Source organism: Streptomyces sp. NPDC093064, assembly GCF_044754605.1.
In the GTDB taxonomy this organism is placed as follows: Bacteria; Actinomycetota; Actinomycetes; order Streptomycetales; family Streptomycetaceae; genus Streptomyces.
In genome coordinates this window covers 75,986-94,213 of record NZ_JBIVPK010000017.1, presented here as the reverse complement: position 1 = coordinate 94,213, position 18,228 = coordinate 75,986, and the positions used below count along the sequence as shown (strand labels likewise).

General features: G+C 67.7%; 18 protein-coding genes and 3 pseudogenes. 12 read left to right on the top strand and 9 right to left on the bottom strand.

Going from position 1 to position 18,228, the window contains the following annotated elements; genetic code table 11:
- Positions 1–173: 173 nt before the first annotated feature.
- Complete coding sequence (locus tag ACIQFZ_RS21740; protein WP_402691928.1) at positions 174–692, bottom strand: hypothetical protein; 519 nt, start codon at positions 690–692, stop codon at positions 174–176.
- 318 nt (positions 693–1,010) lie between these two features.
- On the opposite strand from ACIQFZ_RS21740, the gene ACIQFZ_RS21735 reads away from it, so the two are divergent.
- The 3 genes from ACIQFZ_RS21735 to ACIQFZ_RS21725 all read left to right on the top strand — a co-directional run bounded on the left by ACIQFZ_RS21735 (position 1,011) and on the right by ACIQFZ_RS21725 (position 6,244).
- The gene (locus ACIQFZ_RS21735; RefSeq protein ID WP_402691927.1) at positions 1,011–1,136 is read left to right on the top strand and encodes a hypothetical protein; all 126 of its coding nucleotides are present in this window, start codon (positions 1,011–1,013) and stop codon (positions 1,134–1,136) included.
- Between the two features lie 167 nt (positions 1,137–1,303).
- Positions 1,304–3,385: an alkaline phosphatase family protein gene (locus tag ACIQFZ_RS21730; RefSeq protein WP_402691926.1), complete on the top strand. Its 2,082-nt coding sequence runs from the start codon at positions 1,304–1,306 to the stop codon at positions 3,383–3,385.
- A 6-nt stretch (positions 3,386–3,391) separates the two neighbouring features.
- Positions 3,392–6,244, top strand: a complete 2,853-nt coding sequence (locus ACIQFZ_RS21725; RefSeq protein WP_402691925.1) for an InlB B-repeat-containing protein — start codon at positions 3,392–3,394, stop codon at positions 6,242–6,244.
- An 856-nt stretch (positions 6,245–7,100) separates the two neighbouring features.
- On the opposite strand, the gene ykgO is transcribed toward ACIQFZ_RS21725, so the two are convergent.
- Genes ykgO through rpmG form a run of 3 tightly spaced genes read right to left on the bottom strand, consistent with a single transcriptional unit; the run spans position 7,101 to position 7,745 of the window.
- On the bottom strand, positions 7,101–7,223 hold the full coding sequence (gene ykgO, locus ACIQFZ_RS21720; protein ID WP_141365801.1) for a type B 50S ribosomal protein L36: 123 nt from the start codon (positions 7,221–7,223) through the stop codon (positions 7,101–7,103).
- Positions 7,224–7,275: 52 nt separating this feature from the next.
- Positions 7,276–7,536 (bottom strand): type B 50S ribosomal protein L31, encoded by a 261-nt coding sequence (locus tag ACIQFZ_RS21715; protein WP_361420042.1) that lies wholly within the window; start codon positions 7,534–7,536, stop codon positions 7,276–7,278.
- 44 nt (positions 7,537–7,580) lie between these two features.
- Complete coding sequence (gene rpmG / locus ACIQFZ_RS21710; protein ID WP_383061933.1) at positions 7,581–7,745, bottom strand: 50S ribosomal protein L33; 165 nt, start codon at positions 7,743–7,745, stop codon at positions 7,581–7,583.
- A gap of 492 nt (positions 7,746–8,237) precedes the next feature.
- Here rpmG and ACIQFZ_RS21705 point away from each other — a divergent pair, with 492 nt between their 5' ends.
- Positions 8,238–8,792 (top strand): hypothetical protein, encoded by a 555-nt coding sequence (locus ACIQFZ_RS21705; RefSeq protein ID WP_402691924.1) that lies wholly within the window; start codon positions 8,238–8,240, stop codon positions 8,790–8,792.
- A gap of 113 nt (positions 8,793–8,905) precedes the next feature.
- On the opposite strand, the gene ACIQFZ_RS21700 is transcribed toward ACIQFZ_RS21705, so the two are convergent.
- On the bottom strand, positions 8,906–9,838 hold the full coding sequence (locus ACIQFZ_RS21700; protein WP_402691923.1) for a haloalkane dehalogenase: 933 nt from the start codon (positions 9,836–9,838) through the stop codon (positions 8,906–8,908).
- Between the two features lie 735 nt (positions 9,839–10,573).
- On the opposite strand from ACIQFZ_RS21700, the pseudogene ACIQFZ_RS21695 reads away from it, so the two are divergent.
- Positions 10,574–10,705 (top strand): annotated as a pseudogene (locus ACIQFZ_RS21695) (IS5/IS1182 family transposase); the annotation flags it as partial.
- 93 nt (positions 10,706–10,798) lie between these two features.
- On the opposite strand, the pseudogene ACIQFZ_RS21690 reads toward ACIQFZ_RS21695, so the two are convergent.
- Positions 10,799–10,951 (bottom strand): annotated as a pseudogene (locus tag ACIQFZ_RS21690) (dihydrofolate reductase family protein); the annotation flags it as partial.
- A 21-nt stretch (positions 10,952–10,972) separates the two neighbouring features.
- Here ACIQFZ_RS21690 and ACIQFZ_RS21685 point away from each other — a divergent pair.
- From ACIQFZ_RS21685 to ACIQFZ_RS21660, 6 genes and pseudogenes are all read left to right on the top strand, one after another.
- Positions 10,973–11,423 (top strand): annotated as a pseudogene (locus ACIQFZ_RS21685) (ISAzo13 family transposase); the annotation flags it as partial.
- Positions 11,424–11,686: 263 nt separating this feature from the next.
- Entirely contained in the window at positions 11,687–12,634 is a 948-nt protein-coding gene (locus ACIQFZ_RS21680) for a DUF5996 family protein (protein ID WP_402691961.1), read from the top strand.
- A gap of 63 nt (positions 12,635–12,697) precedes the next feature.
- Entirely contained in the window at positions 12,698–12,856 is a 159-nt protein-coding gene (locus ACIQFZ_RS21675; RefSeq protein WP_365432261.1) for a hypothetical protein, read from the top strand.
- Entirely contained in the window at positions 12,853–13,386 is a 534-nt protein-coding gene (locus ACIQFZ_RS21670) for a carboxymuconolactone decarboxylase family protein (RefSeq protein ID WP_383061935.1), read from the top strand. The genes ACIQFZ_RS21675 and ACIQFZ_RS21670 overlap by 4 nt, the downstream gene beginning before the upstream one ends.
- 413 nt (positions 13,387–13,799) lie before the next feature.
- The gene (locus ACIQFZ_RS21665; protein WP_402691922.1) at positions 13,800–14,402 is read left to right on the top strand and encodes a zinc-binding dehydrogenase; all 603 of its coding nucleotides are present in this window, start codon (positions 13,800–13,802) and stop codon (positions 14,400–14,402) included.
- Between the two features lie 365 nt (positions 14,403–14,767).
- Complete coding sequence (locus ACIQFZ_RS21660) at positions 14,768–15,166, top strand: hypothetical protein (RefSeq protein WP_365432252.1); 399 nt, start codon at positions 14,768–14,770, stop codon at positions 15,164–15,166.
- 38 nt (positions 15,167–15,204) lie between these two features.
- Here ACIQFZ_RS21660 and ACIQFZ_RS21655 read toward each other — a convergent pair whose 3' ends face one another.
- From ACIQFZ_RS21655 to ACIQFZ_RS21645, 3 genes are all read right to left on the bottom strand, one after another.
- On the bottom strand, positions 15,205–15,537 hold the full coding sequence (locus ACIQFZ_RS21655; RefSeq protein WP_383060107.1) for a hypothetical protein: 333 nt from the start codon (positions 15,535–15,537) through the stop codon (positions 15,205–15,207).
- The gene (locus tag ACIQFZ_RS21650) at positions 15,479–16,123 is read right to left on the bottom strand and encodes an NAD(P)-binding domain-containing protein (protein WP_402691921.1); all 645 of its coding nucleotides are present in this window, start codon (positions 16,121–16,123) and stop codon (positions 15,479–15,481) included. The genes ACIQFZ_RS21655 and ACIQFZ_RS21650 overlap by 59 nt, the downstream gene beginning before the upstream one ends.
- 89 nt (positions 16,124–16,212) lie before the next feature.
- Positions 16,213–17,136, bottom strand: coding sequence for an SDR family NAD(P)-dependent oxidoreductase (locus ACIQFZ_RS21645; protein WP_383060067.1), 924 nt, complete (start codon positions 17,134–17,136; stop codon positions 16,213–16,215).
- 206 nt (positions 17,137–17,342) lie between these two features.
- Here ACIQFZ_RS21645 and ACIQFZ_RS21640 point away from each other — a divergent pair, with 206 nt between their 5' ends.
- Positions 17,343–18,206, top strand: coding sequence for a helix-turn-helix domain-containing protein (locus ACIQFZ_RS21640; RefSeq protein WP_402691920.1), 864 nt, complete (start codon positions 17,343–17,345; stop codon positions 18,204–18,206).
- Positions 18,207–18,228: the final 22 nt, after the last annotated feature.

Below are 18,228 nucleotides of genomic sequence, written 5' to 3'. Positions count from 1 at the left end.
CAGGCGAGTGCCTCGTAGGCAACGCGGATCCCGAAGTCCTCTGCAAGGCCAGCGAGTTCGCTCAGCTGCTCGGCGGCCAGCGCGTCGTCGACGGCCACCAGGGCGACGTTGGAGCAGACCAGGACCGTGTCGGCGCCGAGCCTGCGCATCAGCTCGAACGTGCGCCGGGCCTCTCAGGTACGGCGGCTCACCATAGCTGCCCCCGTGACCTGGGGGGGATGCCGGGACTGGTCGTCATCATCTGTCAATTGACGGTTCGCCTCGGACGGCCCAGAGACGGCCCCGGGCGGTTGTTGAGAGCCACCGTAGATCCCCAGGGTGGGCAACGGCAGCTGCCAGGTACCGGCCAGTTCGGTGAGTGCCTCGCGTGCCAGCTGGCGCACTTTGAGCCACCCTGCGTGGGCGGTCAGCGCCTCATACGTCCACCTGGAGGCCTGCTTCGCCCCGCTCATCGCGTCGAGGATCGCATCAATGCGTGCGAGGCGCGACTCCATGGCGACGTCGACACGACCAGCCTCGGCGAGGATCGCGATGGCGCTCTGCGCGTTCTCGAAGTCCAACGCCAAGTCGTCGGTTTCGAGTCGGTACTTGTCGAGCCATGTTGTCTGATCCCTCGCGTCCACAGCGAGCATCGTGAGTGTCTCGATCAGGTACTTCCACGCGCTTGCTTCGGACAGCCTCTGCTCGCTCATTCCGCCCCCCTCGGCGCCCATTGGACCACGCGGTCGGCTCCGCGACATTGGCCGGGAGTTTCAATGACCGAGTCAAGGGCGCATGGGGCACTCGATCCGTTCTTCTGGAAGTGACGCGGCACCGGCACCTTCCTGACCTGCACGCACTCCAGCCGGCGCAGCGCGAACTCCTGGAAGCGATCGGCGTCACGCCGCTGCCACCAGAGCAGAAGGTGCCCACAAAACCATCCAAGGCGGCCACTGGGGCCTTCGAACGGGGCGTGGAGGCACTGCGGCAGTACAAGGTCGGGAAAGCCACCTGACGTTCCCAGGGGCCATGTGGAGACGATTACTGACGGCACGTCCGTGCGCCTGGATGTGTTTTTGTCGAACACCAAGACCAGGCGGGCCAAACTCGGCCCCGACAAGCTCGCCGCGCTGGGACTGGCGTGGGCAGCGACGTGAGGTCACAGTCGCGGCGTCGTTGAACGCGGCGAGGCCAACAGCCGGGCCCTGGGAGTGACATGGGACGTAAAGGAGACGGTCCGGCCGTGTTCAGGTGGTGTTTCGGTCCGATCGATTGCGTGACGGTCGCCAGATTCCTGTCCGTCCGTCCGGAGGAGACTCCATCGATGGCCACCGACCGAACCGCCCCGTCACCCGAGCCTGCGTCAGGCGACAGCGCCGGGCAGGTCCCCGGCGTCACCCGGCGCCGCGTGCTGCAGGGCGCGGGCCTCGCCGCCGGCGCCCTGGCCCTCGGCGGGCTCGCCGGGCCGGCCGGCCGGGCATTCGCCGACAGCTCGGACGAGTATGTCCTGCCCACGGGCTTCCACGGCGACATGTCAGACCTCAAGCACGTCGTGATCCTGATGCAAGAAAACCGGTCCTTCGACCACTACTTCGGCCAGTTCCCCGGCGTCCGCGGCTTCGGCGACAAGCAGGCGCTCACCTTCCAGGACGGCACGAACGTCTTCCAGCAGAAGGACAGCACCGGGAAGATCGTCACGCCGAAGGTCGACGACGGTCCCTGGGGAAACGACCACGGGCCGTGGGGTGACGTCAACCACCGTAAGTGGGACCTGTGGGTGCAGCACAACGGCGCCAGCTGCATGAACTACCACTCCGGCGGCTACATGAGCTTCTACCACTCGTTGGCCGCGCAGTACACGATCTGCGACCAGAACTTCTGCTCCGAGTTCGGGCCGACCGACCCCAACCGCAAGTACCTGTGGAGTGGTACCGCCAACACCGAGACCGGCAACACGGACGAGTCCAACTACAGCCGTCCGTGGATCACCGTGCCCGAGCAGCTCCAGGAGGTCGGTATCGACTGGCGCCTTTACTCGGACAACAGCGGCAACGGGCGGCAGGGCTACATCAGCACCTGGGTCGGCGACTACGGCGACAACGAGCTGAAGTACTTCAAGGGGTTCGACCCGAAGGGGCTCAGCCCCGACGACCCGAAGCTGCAGCCCGGCACCGGCCTGATCTGGCGCGGCAACTGCACGTACTACTCCGGCATGTCCTCGCCGAACAACGACTCCGAGCAGAACCTCGACGTCGTCCTGAAGGACTTCCATGATGCGTGCCAGCCGGGTGCGGAGTTCCCGCTGCCCGCAGTCTCCTGGATCGTTGCGCCGTACGGCTGGAGTGAGCACCCGTCCGCCGACACCCTGCACGGCGAGCGCTACGTCAAACGGGTGATCGACATCCTGCAGGGCAACCCCGAGATCTGGAACCACACGCTCTTCATCCTCAACTACGACGAGAACGACGGGAAGTTCGACCACGTGCTGCCGCCGTGGCCTGAGACGGGTACGGCGGGCGAGTACGACGGCTCCTACCCGCTCGGCTTCGGTCCGCGCGTGCCGATGCTGCTCATCTCGCCATGGACTCGCGGCGGCTACGTCGCCTCGGAGGTCTTCGACCACGTCTCGCCGATCAAGTTCCTGGAGAAGTGGGCCGCCCACCTCGGCAAGCCGTTCACCTGCCCCAACATCACCGAGTGGCGGCGTTCGATCGCCGGCGACCTGAGCAGCGCGCTCGACTTCGCGCATCCGCAGGTCGACCCGGTGACCTTCCCGAATCCGGTCGACGAGCAGCCGGTGTCGGTCTCTGCCGACCATATGAAGCCGCGGCCGCTCTCGTTCCACCCGCACGCCACGCTGTCCGAGGACCGGGTCACGGGCAAGGTCACCGCCACCATGACTCTGGCCGGCGGTCCCGACGGCAAGGCCGTGAGCTTCCAGGCCTTCCCGGACAAGTACCGGGCGTTCTCCAGTACGCCGTTCACCGTCAGTTCGAGCGCGCCGCGCGAGTACACCTGGGACAGCTCGACCACGGACGGCAAGTACGCGTTCTCGATCTACTGCAACGACGGATTCGTGCGCTCGTTCGCCGGACAGCTCGTGCCCGCGGGCCAGCAGGACCTCGGCATCCCGCGTGTCGACGTCGACCTGAAGATGGCCGAGAACGGCCAGGAGGGCAAGGCCAAGGTCACGCTGTACAACGACGGCACCGAGCCGGTGCGCTACGAGCTGAGCGCGCACGACTACCTCGGCGGTACCCAGGTCGTTCACCTCAATGGCGGCAAGTCCAAGGTCGTCCCCTGGCCGACGAAGGACGGGTACTACGACCTCGTCATCACCGCTGACACCGGCACTGGCTGGACCCAGCGGTACGCCGGCCGCGTCGCGACGATCGGAAAGGACTGAGTCCCGATGATCCGCACACTTCGCACCCGCGTCGCCGCCGCGATGACGGCGGTGGTCGCGCTCCTCGTCGCACTTCTGGTCGCGGCACCGGCCGTGCCCGTCGCGCCGGTCGCGTCGGCGTCTGCTACCGAGGCCACTTCGGCCCTGAGCACCCCGACCACGACCGTGGCCGCCGGTGCCCCGATCACCTTCAGCTACTCCGCCCCGGCCGACCGGGTCTCCCGCACCAACTGGATCGGCTTCTACAAGCCCGGTCAGAAGCCGGGCCAGGTCGGGTCGACATACTGGGTGTACACGGCGACCAACAGCCAGACCGTGCCTGGTACGGCGATCGCCAGCGGAACCCTCGAGTTCCCGAGCGTGGCTGCTGGAACCTACGAGGTCTACTTCCTCTACAACGACGGCTACACGGTCATCGGCTCGAAGATCACCATGACCGTGGTGAACGCCTCGCTCGCCACGTCACAGACGACCGCCGTGGTGGGTACGCCGGTATCCCTTTCCTACAAGGCGCCCGCCGATCAGGTGAGCACGAGCAACTGGGTCGGCTGGTACCGCGGCAAGACGACCTGCGGCGTGGGATCGACGTACTGGCAGTACACCCAGACCGGTACGCACGACTACCCGCCGGCCGGCTCGTCACCCGTCGCCGGCGGCACGCTGACCTTCACCGGCATGACCGTCGGGTCGTACGCCGTCTGCCTGCTCTACAACGACGGGCACACGATCATCGGATCGCCCCTCATCATCAACATCGTCCACCCGACCAACACGGTGAGCGTGACGTCCTCCGGCCACGGCACCGCCTCGGCATCATCCAGCGCGGTGACACCGGGCGACAAGGTCACGCTGACCGCGACACCTGACAGCGGCTACAAGTTCGCCGGTTGGCACGTGACCAGCCCGAGCGACCTGACGATCGCGGCCGACGGCACCTTCACCATGCCGAACGCGGCGGTGGCCGTGGAAGCCACGTTCGTCCCCGACTCGGCGACCGTGCACTTCGACGGCAACGGCGCCGACGGCGGGACCATGGCCGACCAGCCGGTCCAGTACGACGTTGCCACGCCGCTGAGCGCCAATGGCTACACCCTGAGCGGCTCCGACTTCGCCGGCTGGGCCACCAGCCCCGTCGGGCCTGTCGTCCACGCCGATGGCGCTGACTTCACCGACCGCATCCCGACCGATGGTGCGTCGATCACGCTGTACGCCCGCTGGCGCGCACACGGGCAGTACCTCGTATCGATCGATGATGCCGACCATGGAAGCGGTACGCCGTCGGTCCGCTCGGCCGCACCCGGTGACTCCGTCAAGCTCACGCCATCGGCCGCGACGGGTTACCACTTCAACGACTGGAAGGTGTCGACGCCGTCCGGTCTCACCATCGACGCTGCGGGCAGCTTCACCATGCCGACGGCCGATGTCGTGGTCGTGCCGCGTTTCGAGGCCAACACGTACAAGGTCGCCTTTGACGGCAACGGCGCTGAGGCCGGTACGACGGACGCCAGCACGCTCACCTACGACACCGCGGCCGCGCTGGCGCCCAACGGTTTCGTCCGGGACAACTACCGCTTCGCCGGCTGGAGCACGACTCCGACCGGAGCGGTCGTGTACAGCGACCTGGCATCGGTGAAGAACCTGACCGCCAGGAACGGCGGAGTCGTCACTCTGTACGCCCAGTGGGTCAAGCTCTCAGTTCAGGCCGGCAACTGGCCGAGCCTGCCCAAGGGCTTCGTCACCGATACGTTCAAGGTTCCGGCGGTGCCCACCTCGGGGGCCGTCAGCCAGCCGCTGCTGGGCTTGTGGAACGGCGCGGCGCCGACCTCGTTCACCAAGGTCTCGGGTGATGCGTGGCTCGACGTGACCGCCGACGGCACCGTCACCGGAACTGCGCCGGACCGCCGGCAGAAGAATGCCGGAGAGATCACGGTCTCGGCCACGAGCGGCGGTACGACCTCGACGATCCTGGTCGAGGTGCCGGTCGCGGCCCCCAACACGTCGCCGGACTTCAAGGCGGCAACGTGGAACGCCTGGAACGCGGGCAGCAAGGTCACTGATGCGATGGGCAAGAACCTCGCCGTCATCGCCGCTCGCGGTGTCGGAGTCATCGGCTTCCAGGACGGCGGCTATCCGATGGCGCAGTCCGTCGGCGCCGCCCTGGGATGGTCCGTGCACGGAATCGGTGATCTCGGCATCGTGTCGTCGTACCCGATGACTCCCGGTACGACGGCAGTCTTCCCGACCGCGTCGGCTCCGGCTGCCGCGGAGACGGTCAGCGTCGGCGGCAAGCCGGTACGGATCTGGGACGTCCACCTTGACGAGTCGAACTACGGTCCGTACGGCACCTGCTTCGACGGCGCCGACGTCGCGTCCGTGGTCGCCAAGGAGACGTCGACGACCCGGTACGCCCAAGCGCAGGCTGTCGCCAAGGCCATGGCCACCGACCTCCGGTCGGGTACGCCGCTCGTCCTGCTCGGCGACCTGGCGTCTGCATCCGGGACCGACTGGACCACCGCCACGTCAGCGTCCCACTGCAAGGCGGGTGCGGTCGACTGGCCGGTTCCCGCTGTGTTCCGCACGGCGGGCCTGCTGGACTCCTACCGGACCGCGAACCCGGACCCGAGCGCCAAGCCCGGCATCACCTGGTCGCCGGCCATCAACACCAACGCCAACGGGAAGCCGGAGCCGCAGGACCGGATCGACTACGTCGACTACACCACCTCCGGCGGCCTGGAACTGATCTCCTCCGACACCCTCTTCGTCGGCCGCCCGTCGGCGACCAACCCGTCAGCCAACTCCTGGCCCAGCGACCACGCCGCCGTAGTAACCACCTTCCGCCTCACCACCAAATCCCACTAACCACCAACCCTCGAAGTGGGGGGCGTAGCCCGCGGGTACGCCCCCCACTCCACCCGGGGCCCGGACCCCGACGCCGTCACAGACCTGCTTCACTACCCAACTGAGCCTTCCACCAAGGAGGGTGCAATGGGAGCCCGAGCGCGGCAGTGTCAACAATTGATCACGCAGCACGCCTCGGAACGGGAAGTGTCATGACATCCCCAAGCCGCTGTGCATGGTACGTCTGGACGAGTGAGCCCTATGTGATCGAACGAGGCAACGTACTTCTACCGACCCGGGGCGACCCCGCAGGGGCCTGCACGAGACACGATGGGGCCCGCCGACCGGAGGTTGGCGGGCCGCCACGAGAAAGGAGTTGGGCTATTCCCACTCCCACTCCTCTTCTTCCTCATCGTCCCACATGAGAACCTCCCTGGTCGGCTTCGGACAAGACACATCGTCAGAAGACGGTGTCTGTGCACGCCGCTACACCATCATCGTGTTGCACGGCTCGCACAGTGTGTGGCATAGCCGCCCGCATCACCTGATACACACATCGCGCCCCTGTTCACTCCAGTAGGTGATGCATGCGGCTGGCGGGCTCGACCGTCTGGTGGTGGAGAAGGTGAAGCTGGGCGGGGCCAAGAATGGTGCGGGTGCCGCGGCGGACGTCAAGGTCACCAGCATGGCAGCCGGGATGGTGGCGGGCGCCGACAGCATCGACGACCTGGACGTGCTACGGCATGGCACCATGCCGACCCTGTTCAGCGGAATCCGCGCCCCGTCCCCGCTTGCCACCTTCCTTTTCAGGGCGGGCCGCAGATTCCCCGCAGGCTCCCCGAAACGCGCCGAGGCCGGCGCGGTCGCGCTCGCGGCGTCAGCCCTGGCGCGCCTTGAAACGGGGGTTCTTCTTGTTGACGACGAAGGTCACTCCCCGGCGGCGCACCACCTGAGCGCCCGGCTTGGCCTTCAGGGAGCGCAGGGACTTGCGCACCTTCATGACTGTCTCCTCCTCTTGCTCCGGCTCCCCTTGCTCGGGCGCCGGCCGGCGGTCAACCGCGGGCCGAGGCCTCGCGGCCGTAGCGCCGCTCGAATCGCTCCACCCGGCCCTCCGTGTCCACGACGCGCGAGGTACCGGTGTAGAAGGGGTGGCTGCCCGACGAGATGTCCACGTCGATCAGCGGGTAGGTGTTGCCGTCCTCCCACTCGATCGTGCGGCTCGAGTGCGCGGTCGAACGGGTCAGAAACGCGACGTCCGCGGCACGGTCGCGGAAGACGACCGGGCGGCTGACGGGGTGGATTCCAGGCCTCATGAGGTGTTCCTCCTCGAGGCCGGCCGCCGGGGCGGCGGCTCGGCTCAGCGTTCCTCGCGGAACGGGACGTGCTTGCCGGCCACCTGGTCGTACTTGCGCAGGACGAGCCGGTCGGGGTCGTTGAGACGGTTCTTGCGGGTCACGTAGGTGACGCCGGTCCCTGCCGTCGACTTCAGCCTGACGACGGGGCGCATGGTGCTGCGTGCCATGGGGTCCTCCTTTCACCGACACCCCAGGCGATTGGCCCGGGCATGTCAGCCACTGCTCCTCCGAACAACGGAACCCTTCGCTGCATTCCCGACTCGCCCCCTCCCCCTGCGGGACCGCGCCTGGGCAGAAGATGAGGTCCGGGGATACCGCCCCTTCATCACCACGTGTCCCGCAACGCGGCAGGTCGCGCGGGCATTCCCCTGAGTGGCGACGCGCTCAGGGCGGTGGAGGCAGCTGAAGACGGCGCAGGTCGTCGGGTACCGGGCCGGCGGGGCGGAACATCGGTGGTGCCTCACCGTCCGTAGCCGTCGCGGGAGCGTAAGGCGCCTCGTTAGGCCACCGAGCCGCCACCCTCTGCCGCGGGTGACCGCTCCGGGTTCCGGTCCGGCAGGCCCCGGGGCCGAGGAGTATCCGACCAGGGATCACCGTTACGGCGTTCAGTTTCCTGAACGTCTGCAGGTGGTGCGGGGCAGGGCGGCAGGCTGTCACGGGTGACGGAGTGGTTGAAGAAGTTCTGCCGCGAGCGGCGTGTGGTGGCGCGGGTGCAGCGGGTCGCGTGGCGGCTGGAGCAGGTTGAGCGAGAGCGGGACTGGGCCCTGGCTGCCGCCCGGCACGAGAACGTCTCCGTCCGGAAGGTCGCCGAGGCGGCGGGGCTGTCGCCGACCCGGGTGCACCAGCTCACCCAGGGCGCCGACCTCGACGCCCTGGACGCCGCGCTCGGGCTGCTGCGTGCTGCGCGCCGGCCTCCGCCCCGAGGGCGACTTCCCCGACACCTGTGCCGTGCCTATCCGCCTGCCCAGGGTCGCGGCGATCCTGCGGCGCATCGCCTTCGAGGTCGAGACTTCGTGCGCCGGACGGTCGGGCACACGATGGCCGACTCGATGGGCAGCGTCAGCCTGACTCTGGTGGCCGCCGACGGCCAGGACCGGCCGATCGGCGCCCTGTCCGTCACCGCACCCGGAACCATCATCGAGCGGACGCTGGAGCAACGGCTACAGCAACATGCAGGCGCTGACGCTGAGTGTGGCCATCGGCAAGGTGAGTAGGGCCGGCATGGAATCAACCGTAGGCCGTGTCCCCCTCGCGGATGGAGCAACTGCCGTGTGACCGCGGGGCATCTGAGACACGGCGTCATGCCATCCTGACCTGCACGGCCCCCTCAGTCCAACGACTCCATCCAGTCGGCGATGGCCTGCCCGATCTCGTCCGGCGAGTCTTCCTGGACGAAATGGATCCCTGCCACTGTCACCTCGGTCTGCGCCGGCCAACTGCGGACGAAGTCGAGCAGCCAGTCGCTGGCGAGGATTGCACCTGGCTCGGCTTTCAGGAACAGCTTGGGTACATCGCTCGTAGCCAGCCAGTCCGCGTAGGCGGCCACGATCGCAGCCACGTCGGCAGGCTCGCCCTCGATGGGGATCTCCCGGGGCCACGTCAGTGTCGGTCGTCGCCCCTCCCCTGGCTCGGCGAACGGCCTTCGGTACGCCGTCATTTCCTCGGCTGAGAGGGTGCGCAGGACGGCCTGCGGCAGCACCTGCTCGACGAAGAGGTTGTCCCGCAGGACCATCGCCTCGCCGGCCTCGGAGCGCAGCGCGTGCAAGAGCGAGCGCTTTCCCATCGTGTCCCAGTGGTCCCAGGCCTGCGGCCGCACGATCGCCTCCATGTAGGCGATACCCTTCACCGCCTCGCGATGGCGGTTGGCCCAGTCGAAGCCGAGGGCCGAGCCCCAGTCATGGACGACGAGCGTGACACGCTGGTGCACGTCCAGAGCATCGAGCAAGGCGTCGAGGTAGCGCCGGTGCTCGACGAAGCGATACGAGCCGGGTCCACTGTCAGGCAGCTTGTCGGAATCGCCCATGCCGATCAAGTCGGGGGCGATGCAGCGGCCCCGCGGCTGCAGATACGGCAGCACATTGCGCCAGAGGTACGACGAGGTGGGATTGCCATGCAGCAGCACGATGGGGTCGCCCTCTCCAATCTCCACGTACGCCATCTCGAGGCCGAGAACCCGCCGGCGCTGCTTCTGGTACGGAAATGCCGCGGAGATCATGTTCGCCTCTCGCTCATGTAGCAGCCGAGCGTCATGGCTGCTCACGCCATGGATTCTGGATACCGGGAATTACATACCAACTTTACTTTTTGCTCACAAGTTGTATCGATTAGTGATATTAATTGCGTTGCTGTTGGTAGCAGTGGCGGCAGATGCGGCGTCAACTGCTCTCAGAGGCGAATCTCCCGTCCTGGTAACGCCGCGTCCTGTGTGGGTGGGGCGGGCTGGCATCACCTGCTGGGCGGACAAAGGTCACCACCAGGGCGCAGACGGCATCGTCCGCCTGTGGCCGGCGCACGGCAGCTCTCACAAGGCATCCAAGGTGGCACGGATGGTCAGCCGCTCTGGCGCATACCGTCACATGCGAGCCGGCGTGGTGAACCAGGGTGAGGGGATGCCAAACAATGACACCTCCTCCTTCGGCGAGCCGCCTGCTCATCGGCGCCACTGGCTCCGCTGCCATCGCCTCGCTTCCGGTGTACATCAACGCCCCGCGCAGCGCGCTCACCGGGACCATCACAGTTCTCATGACGCATACCGCGGCTGCAGCCGCAGCCACAACCGCCGCTCGGGCCCCCTCAGCCGCAGCGCGGCAGCACAAGCCGGCCGAGCAGCCCTCGCCTCGCTACCAGGCTTCCGCACCGGCGACGCCCTCGCCTCCGCCGCGCTCACGGCAGCCGCACCGGACCGCATGGCCATCTACGACCGACGAGCCCACAGCGGACTGCGCGCTCTAGGCATCACCCTCAGCCACGCACCCGGCCGCCACACCCGCTACAGCGCAACACGGTCGAGCGGTGCATCAATCGCTTGAAGCAGTGGCGCGGCATCGCCACGCGCTACGAAAAGACCGCGACCGTCTACCTGACCGGCCTCCACATCGCGGGCATCTTCCTCTGGTCAGCACGCTGATCCATCAGCACGCTGATCCAACGCCCGCCGAACAGGTCCTCCGGGCAAGTGCCACGTCCGGCGACGCAACGGACGGCGAGGGCCGGAGCCTTGTCAGCGGACGACGTCGAAGACGTTCTTCTGCAGACCGTTGGCGTAGACCTCGTGCTCGACGAGCTTCAGCTTCTGGGTGTCCTTGTCCGTGGTGCTGAAGAGACGCTTGCCCGCGCCGAGCAGGAGCGGGAAGACAAGCAGGTGGCAACGGTCGAAACGGCGGCCGGCAGTGGCGGCCGGCCAAACTATGCCCTGCACCCCCGGACATGCCCGGCCATTCCGGTGGCCCGGCCTCCGCAGCCGCCAGCGCGAGCGTGGGAACGGAGCCTGCTTTCCGACCTCGCCCTGACCGGAATGACCCGAGAGCAACTCAGCCACCTCACCCAGTCTTTGTCAGACGGCGGCGTCAAGCGTGGTCGCCCTCCCGGCTCGACTTTTCCGAACTGGTCCTGACAGCCGTGCTCGACCTGCGGTCTCCCTGGCCGCAGAACCCCTCGCCGTGCTGTTCGGCAGCAGCCGGACCGCCATGCACCGCACCCTGCTGAAGATCAGGAGATTGCTCAAGGCACACGACGTCGTCATCCCGCCAGCGGCCACCCCGCCCGCCGCCCTCGCCATCCTCCAAGCTCCGGTTCGTGCCCAGGGCGATGAGCCCAACAACAAGATCAAGACGACGTGTTATTGATCTGCAAGCCCCCAACCAACCGGCGCGGTGGGTCGCACTCGCATCGAGCGACCGCGACCAGCACAAACGCCTGCTCAACCTGCTGCTGGACGGGCTTCAGCACAGCCTCGGGGGTGTGAGCCTCCGACGCATGGTGCGGACGCGTGGCATCACCGAGCAGGAGAAATCTTGGTCGGCGCAGGAGAATGAGTACCGATGGCATTGCGGTGTTTCCCAGGGCGACCCGCCGTTCGCATCGACAGGCTGGGAGGTTCGTCGTGAGCATGCCTCTCCACGCGTGGCCAGTGCTGGTCTACGAGGACCTGGCTCCCATGGTCGCCTACGTGAACCGGTTGGTGCAGGTTGCAGGCAAGTACACCCTCGACGAACCTTTCGAAGTCGGCTGGGGAAACATCGTCCTCGATGTCACGCCCCGTGGACTCAGGACGCCAACGCTCCGGAAGCTGGATGTGACCTTCACCGTGCATTACCGCCTGCTCGATGGCGACGTGGTCATCGAGACGGATTCGGGCTCACGGACCGTGCCGTTGTCCGACGAATCACTGGCTGCGTTCTACGCGTCGTTCTGCAATGCGGTGGGCGAACTCGGCATTCGCAGACCGGGCAGTTCGTTGATCTGCGAGATTCCCGATGCCCCGGCGACCTTCGGAGAAGATCGCGTCGAACGCCACTGGGATCGCGAAGCGGCTTGGCTGATCTGGACTGCGCTGAACCTCGCCGCCGGCGGGCTCGAGGCGTGGCAGGCGCCCTTCCAGGGTCACCGTCCCCGGGTCGGCGTGATGTGGGGTGGTTTCGACCTGTCCGCCACGCGGTACCGTGCGCAGCCCACTGTGCCCCCGGCCCACGGTCCGGCGTTCCTGCAGAACGCCCAAGTCGAGGCGTATGTGTCGGTTGGATTCTCCTTCGGCAGTCCTGAGGCGCCGAATGTGGGTATGTACGCCTATATCTGGCCCCAGCCGGACGGCCTCGAGGCCCGGTCGTGGGGGGTCGACGGCGCGGCCTGGCATCCTGATGCCGGTCTGGTTCTGCTGCCGTGGGCCGCACTCAGGGAGACAGCCGACCCGCACCAGGCCATCGTCACGTTCGGTGACGCAGTCTACGACGCCGCCGTGGAGACAGCAGGCTGGCCGTCGGACCTCGTCGGGCCCCGCTGCGACGGTTGGTACATGAGCAGGACACCACCTTCCCTGGTCCACGCCCAGCACATCTGAAGTCCGCTGGTACGGGGCCGGCCAGTTCTGGCCTTCATCGACGAGCTGTGCACGACCGGCAACGTGACCCAGGAGACCTTCGCGGCGGCGCGGGCCGTGCTGGATGAGCCGGAGCTGAGCGAACTGCTGCTCCTGGTCCGCCTGCACTACGGACTCGCGCTCGTGTTGAACGCTGTCGATCTTGACATCGATCACGACGCACGGCTGGAGACCTCCCCGTGACCCGGATCTCGTACTGCACCAGCATGTCCGACCAGGTCCGCGACCTGGTCGCCGAGCGCGGGAACCTGAACATCTACCGGGCGCTGGCGCACGCGGGCGAGCCCTTCGCCGGGTGGATGCTCGCCGGCCGCGCCGCCCTGACCAGCACGGTCGTGCCCGCGCGCCTGCGTGAGCTGGTCATCTTGCGCACCGGGCACCTGATGAAGTGTCCGTACGAGATCGCGCAACACACGTACCTGGCGGAAGACTTCGGTGTCGGATCCCGGCAACGCGACGCCTTGGCTGCCGACGGCCGGCTCGCCGAGGGCGGGTTCAGCCCGGCCGAGCTGGCCGTGCTGGAGATGACCACCGAATTGGTCACCACCGCGTCGCTCGCACCCGCCAGGCTGGACCGGCTGCGCGAGGTGCTCGGCGACGAGCAGCTGCTGGAAGTACTGATGATCATCAACCGGTGGAGCGGGCTGGCTTTGATGATCAACGCGCTCGACGTCGACATCGACACCGGCACACGCTTCTCCCCGCCCCGCTGACCACCACACCTCTTTCAACGCACGGATAGGACAGCAGGCATGCACGCGCTACGCTTCGAGCGATTCGGCGGCCCCGAGGTGCTGTCCGTCGGTGAGGTCGCAGACCCGGTCGCCGGTGACGGCATGGCGGTCGTTGCCGTCAACGCAGCCTCGGTCAACCCCTCGGACGTGATGGTCGTCTCGGGCGGCGTGGAGGGCATTACCCTCCCTCGCATTCCCGGCCGTGACGGCCGGGTGTCGTCCTGGAAGGACCTGACGCCTGGGTCGGTGCCGAGGTATGGGGCACCGGGGGCGACGTCGGATCCCGCCTCGACGGCTCGCACGCAGAACGCATCGCCCTGCCCGTCAGCGCCCTGGCCCGCAAACCCGGAACCCTGGACTTCGCCGAGGCGGCGACGGTCGGCGTCAACTTCGTGGTCGGCTGGCTCGGTGCGATCGAAACAGCCGAACTCGCCCCGGGCGAGACCATCGCCGTCTTCGGCGTCTCAGGAGGCGTCGGCGGAGCCGTCGCACAGATCGCCCGTGCCACCGGCGCCCAGCGCATTGTGGGCATCGCCCCCCACGCCCCGGCGGTCGGCACCCCCGCGGCCGAGGTCATCGACGAGTTCGTGCCCTTCGACGTCGACACCGATGTCCCCGCCGAGATCCGGCGTATCACCGGCGGCCGGGGCGCCGATGTCGTCTACGACGCCGTAGGCGGCGTCACCACGCCGTCCGCTGTCGCGTCCCTCGCCCACCGCGGGCGCCTGGTCGTCATCAGCGCCATCGGCACCTCCACCGCCGAGATCGACCTCCGCGACTTCTACCACCGCGATCTGCGGATGCTGGGCGCCGACAGCCGCAAACTGGATGTGACAGCCTCCGCCGAGCGCCTCAAGCGGATCAGCCCCTACTTCGAGCGCGGCCAGTTCAGGCCGCTCCCCATCGCGCAGACCTTCGACCTCGCCCACGGCCCGGAGGCCTATCGCGCAGTGGCGGAGAAGAAGGTGCGCGGCCGGGTCGTCATCCAACCCTGAGACGGACGAAACACCAAAACCACCGCGACGGCCTCGGTGTTCTTACGTCGAACTACTCAACCACCTCCAAACGCATCCGCTCCTGCTCCTCCTGAACTTTGGGGCACCGTCTTCAGGCTTGGTCATGATTCTTCATGACCAAGCCTGCGAGCCGGGCGTCGAAGGTGGCGTACTCGTCGTAACCAAGATTCCCGGGGCAGGGCGCCGGGTGCTCGACGTGCTCCTGAGCATCCGCCGACCGACGCGGGCGTGACGCCCCGGTAACTTCCGGCCTGATGCGTCCCCCGTACAGAGGATAGGGAACTACGCAAAGCCCTGGAAAAATTGTGAGTCCCACGCTCTCACCAGACAGGGGAACCGCTCGAATGCTCAAGACCACCCGACGAGGAGTCGCGCGGGCGACGGCAGCCGTGTTCTGCGCCGCCGCCCTGGCCCTGAGCCAGGCCAGTCCCGCCGCAGCTGCCGAGAAGAAGGTGTCCTTCGCCTTCATGTACCGGATGGACACGCAGAGCTGGAAGCAGAAGAGGGGCAAGGTCTCGATCCTCTTCACGAAGTGCCGCGATCAGCGGTCTTTCCACGCCCTCCTCGTGTGGAAGAGGTTCGGTCCGAACACGAAGCTGGAAGGCCACACGTTGACGTGCCGCGTGGGCCAGCGCGCGTACTTCGACGCGCCGTATGACGGGACGTACTACTTCACCTTCACCAAGGCCGACGACAACAAATACGTCATCGGCAACGCGACCTTCAGCTTCCCGGCTCCCTGACCGCAGGTAGCAGCACGATCAGGGGCAGCGCGCAGCGGCTACAGGTTGAGGGCGAGGGTCTCGCAGTATCCGAGGGCTGTGGCCGCTACCTGGACGTCGCCCTTGGCCGCGGCCCGGCGGGCCACGGCCATCATTGCCAGCATGGGCTGTAGCGGGCTGTCCTCGCCGGCGGCAGCGGCCTCGTGGACTCGGGCGAGGAGTACGCGGTCGGCCTGGTCCAGGGCGTCGGACCACACACCGCCGTACGCCTTGGGGTCCACCCCGGTCAGGGGCGTCAGCCACAGGTCGGCGTGCGGCTGGAGCCGCTGTTCATCAAAGCGGTAGTAGCGCACGATGCCGCACGGCATCGTGCCGTTGTCGGCGTGGTCCACGGTGCCGAGTCACCCGTCCAGATCCACAGTGTGCACAGGGCACAGGAACACGAGCCAGGCCGCGCCCGGCCCGGAGTCCTGCGCGGGCCCTTCGCGGAGCGCGGTGGCCTTGAAGTGGCACTCCACCACCGCGCGGAGCCCTCCGAGTTCGCGGTGGCCGGAAAGCTCCTGGGACGAGGGATGGCACTGCGACTCCTTCGCTGGTCAGACCTCGATGTACGCGACGACCACATGTGGTCAGGGTGCAGGCGCGGGCGCCTGGGCCGCCGCGGACCGGTGCGTCCAGAGAGACCGCGCCCTCTTCGGCGACGTGCGCACCGATCCACTCGGCCTCGGTGAGGTCGCCCGTACCGTGGTTGACGATGATCGTGCCGGGGGCGGTGTTCGCTAGGAGGCGCCGGTCGTCGAGCAGGTTCCAGATGTCCGTGTCGTCGCGCAGGCAGAGCCCGATCAGTTCAACGGAGGCCGCCAGGTCGGCCACCGCGTCGTGTACCACGTGCGGCACCGCCGCCACGGCGGACAGCGAAGCCGGCCGACGCGCCCATATATGGAGTTTGAAGCCCTGCTCGCCTATCGCCTCGGCCATGGGCCCGCCTGGTCCCGATGAAACCGACTTTGCTGATGTTCCTCATGTGCCCGCCTTCTTCTGATCTCCCGCACTTCTCATGGCCCAAGTCAGCGCAGGATGGTGGTGCTGAGGTCCCACAGGCGCTCGGCGTTCGCGGCATCGAGTGCGTAGGCGGCCACCCCCAGCACGCCCAGTTCCGTGGGTCGTGAGGTCACCTGCGGGGCTTCGTTGACGTCTTCGAAGTAGCGGCCGCCGACGCCTTCGACCAGCGGGGATGCGGCGAGGAAGACGGAGGTGGCCGCGCCCTGTTCGATGGTCTTGCGGTAGGGCTCGGGGGTCTTCAGCCCGCCGGTGTGCCGCTGGAGGTTGGTGGCGATCGCCCCGGGGTGCAGCGCGTTCGCCCTGATGCCTTCACCTGACCAGCGGCGGTCCGCCTCGACGGCCAGGAGTACCCCTGCGGTCTTGGACTGGCCGTAGGCGCCCAGCGCATCGTAGGGGCGGAAGCGGTAATCGAGGTCGTCGAAGACGACCGGGGAGAACAAGTGGCCGCTGGAAGAGACGGTCACCATGCGCGCGCCGCCGGCGTCGGCGAGTGCACTGTGCAGGCCCAGGGCCAGGGCGAAGTGACCCAGGTAGTTGGTGGCGAACTGCTGCTCGTGGCCACCGGTGCCCCGCTCCAGTTCGGGGAGCATCATGATCCCGGCATTGTTGACCAGGATGTGCAGGGGGCCGGCCCAAGAGGCGACGAACGCGTTCACCGAGGCCAGGTCCGCCACGTCCAGCCGGGCGACATGGATCGCGTCATTGCCGGTCTTGGCACGCAGGTCGGCTGCGACCTGTTCTCCGGCGTCGGGGCGCCGGACCACGAGGGTGACGTCGACTCCGGCTGACGCCAGCGCACGGGCGGTCTCCACGCCGATGCCGGAGGTGGCGCCCGTGATCACGGCGCGCTTGCCGGACAGGTCGACACCGTCGATCACCTGCGAAGCGGTCGAGTGGCGGTCGAAAGGACTACGGAAGAACTCAGACACGGGTGTTCCTCGGTCGGGAGGCGGGTACGGGAGCACGGCTGAACCTGCTCCGTCGCGTGTGGCGAGACGCCGCTCATCCACTGTTTCTGCCTGGTGTGGCCGTGCTCTGCCACTGTGCGGCACTCGTGGCGGGCCACCCAGGACCGGCTGAGACTGGGACTGACAGGGCCACCCGGACGGGGCAGCGCCTGCCTACCCTGGAGCCTATGACAGCCAACGGTGATCCGGGCCCCCTGGCCACGTACCTGCGCGCCCGCAGGGAACTCGTCCAGCCAGCCGCCGTGGGCGTCCCCGATACCGGCCACCGGCGCGTCCCGGGCCTGCGCCGGGAAGAGGTGGCCTTCCTCGCCGGCGTCAGCTCCGACTACTACGTGCGCTTGGAGCAAGGCCGCGACCGGCACCCCTCCGAACAGGTTCTGATCAGCATCGCCCGGGCACTGCAACTGGACGAGGAGGCCACCACCTACCTCCTTCAGCTCTCCGCTTCCCCTCGCACCCATCGCCGCCGCCCGCGCCGGCCCGAGAAGGCTGGCGACGGCATCCGCACCCTGATCAACACATGGCCGCTGACCCCGGCGTACGTCCACGGCACGTACATGGACGTGCTCGCCGCCAACTCCCTGGCCATCGCCCTCTCACCCTTCAACGCACCCGGCCACAACAGCATCCTCGCCGCCTTCCTGGAACCGGAGCTGCGCGCCCTGCACGCCGACTGGGAGGAGATGACCGCCCGCATCGTGCCCTACCTCCGGTCCGTAGCCGGCCCGGACGTCGACGAGCCGCGCCTCGTCGAGATCGTGGGCGAACTCTCCGTACGCAGCGAGCGCTTCCGCAAGCTCTGGGCACGTCAGGACGTCAGGCACAAGACCACCGGCACCAGCCTGCTGCAACACCCCCAGGTCGGCGCCCTGGAGCTGTACTACGAGAAATTGCTGATCCCCGGCGCCCAAGGACAGACCCTCGTCACCTACCACGCCCGCCCGGGCAGCGACTCCGAAGATCGACTGCGTCTGCTCGCCTCCCTGGACGACTCCGCCCGCCCGGCTGGTCGATGCTCGGTGGCTGGCTGACGCCCCGGGGACCTGATCGCCC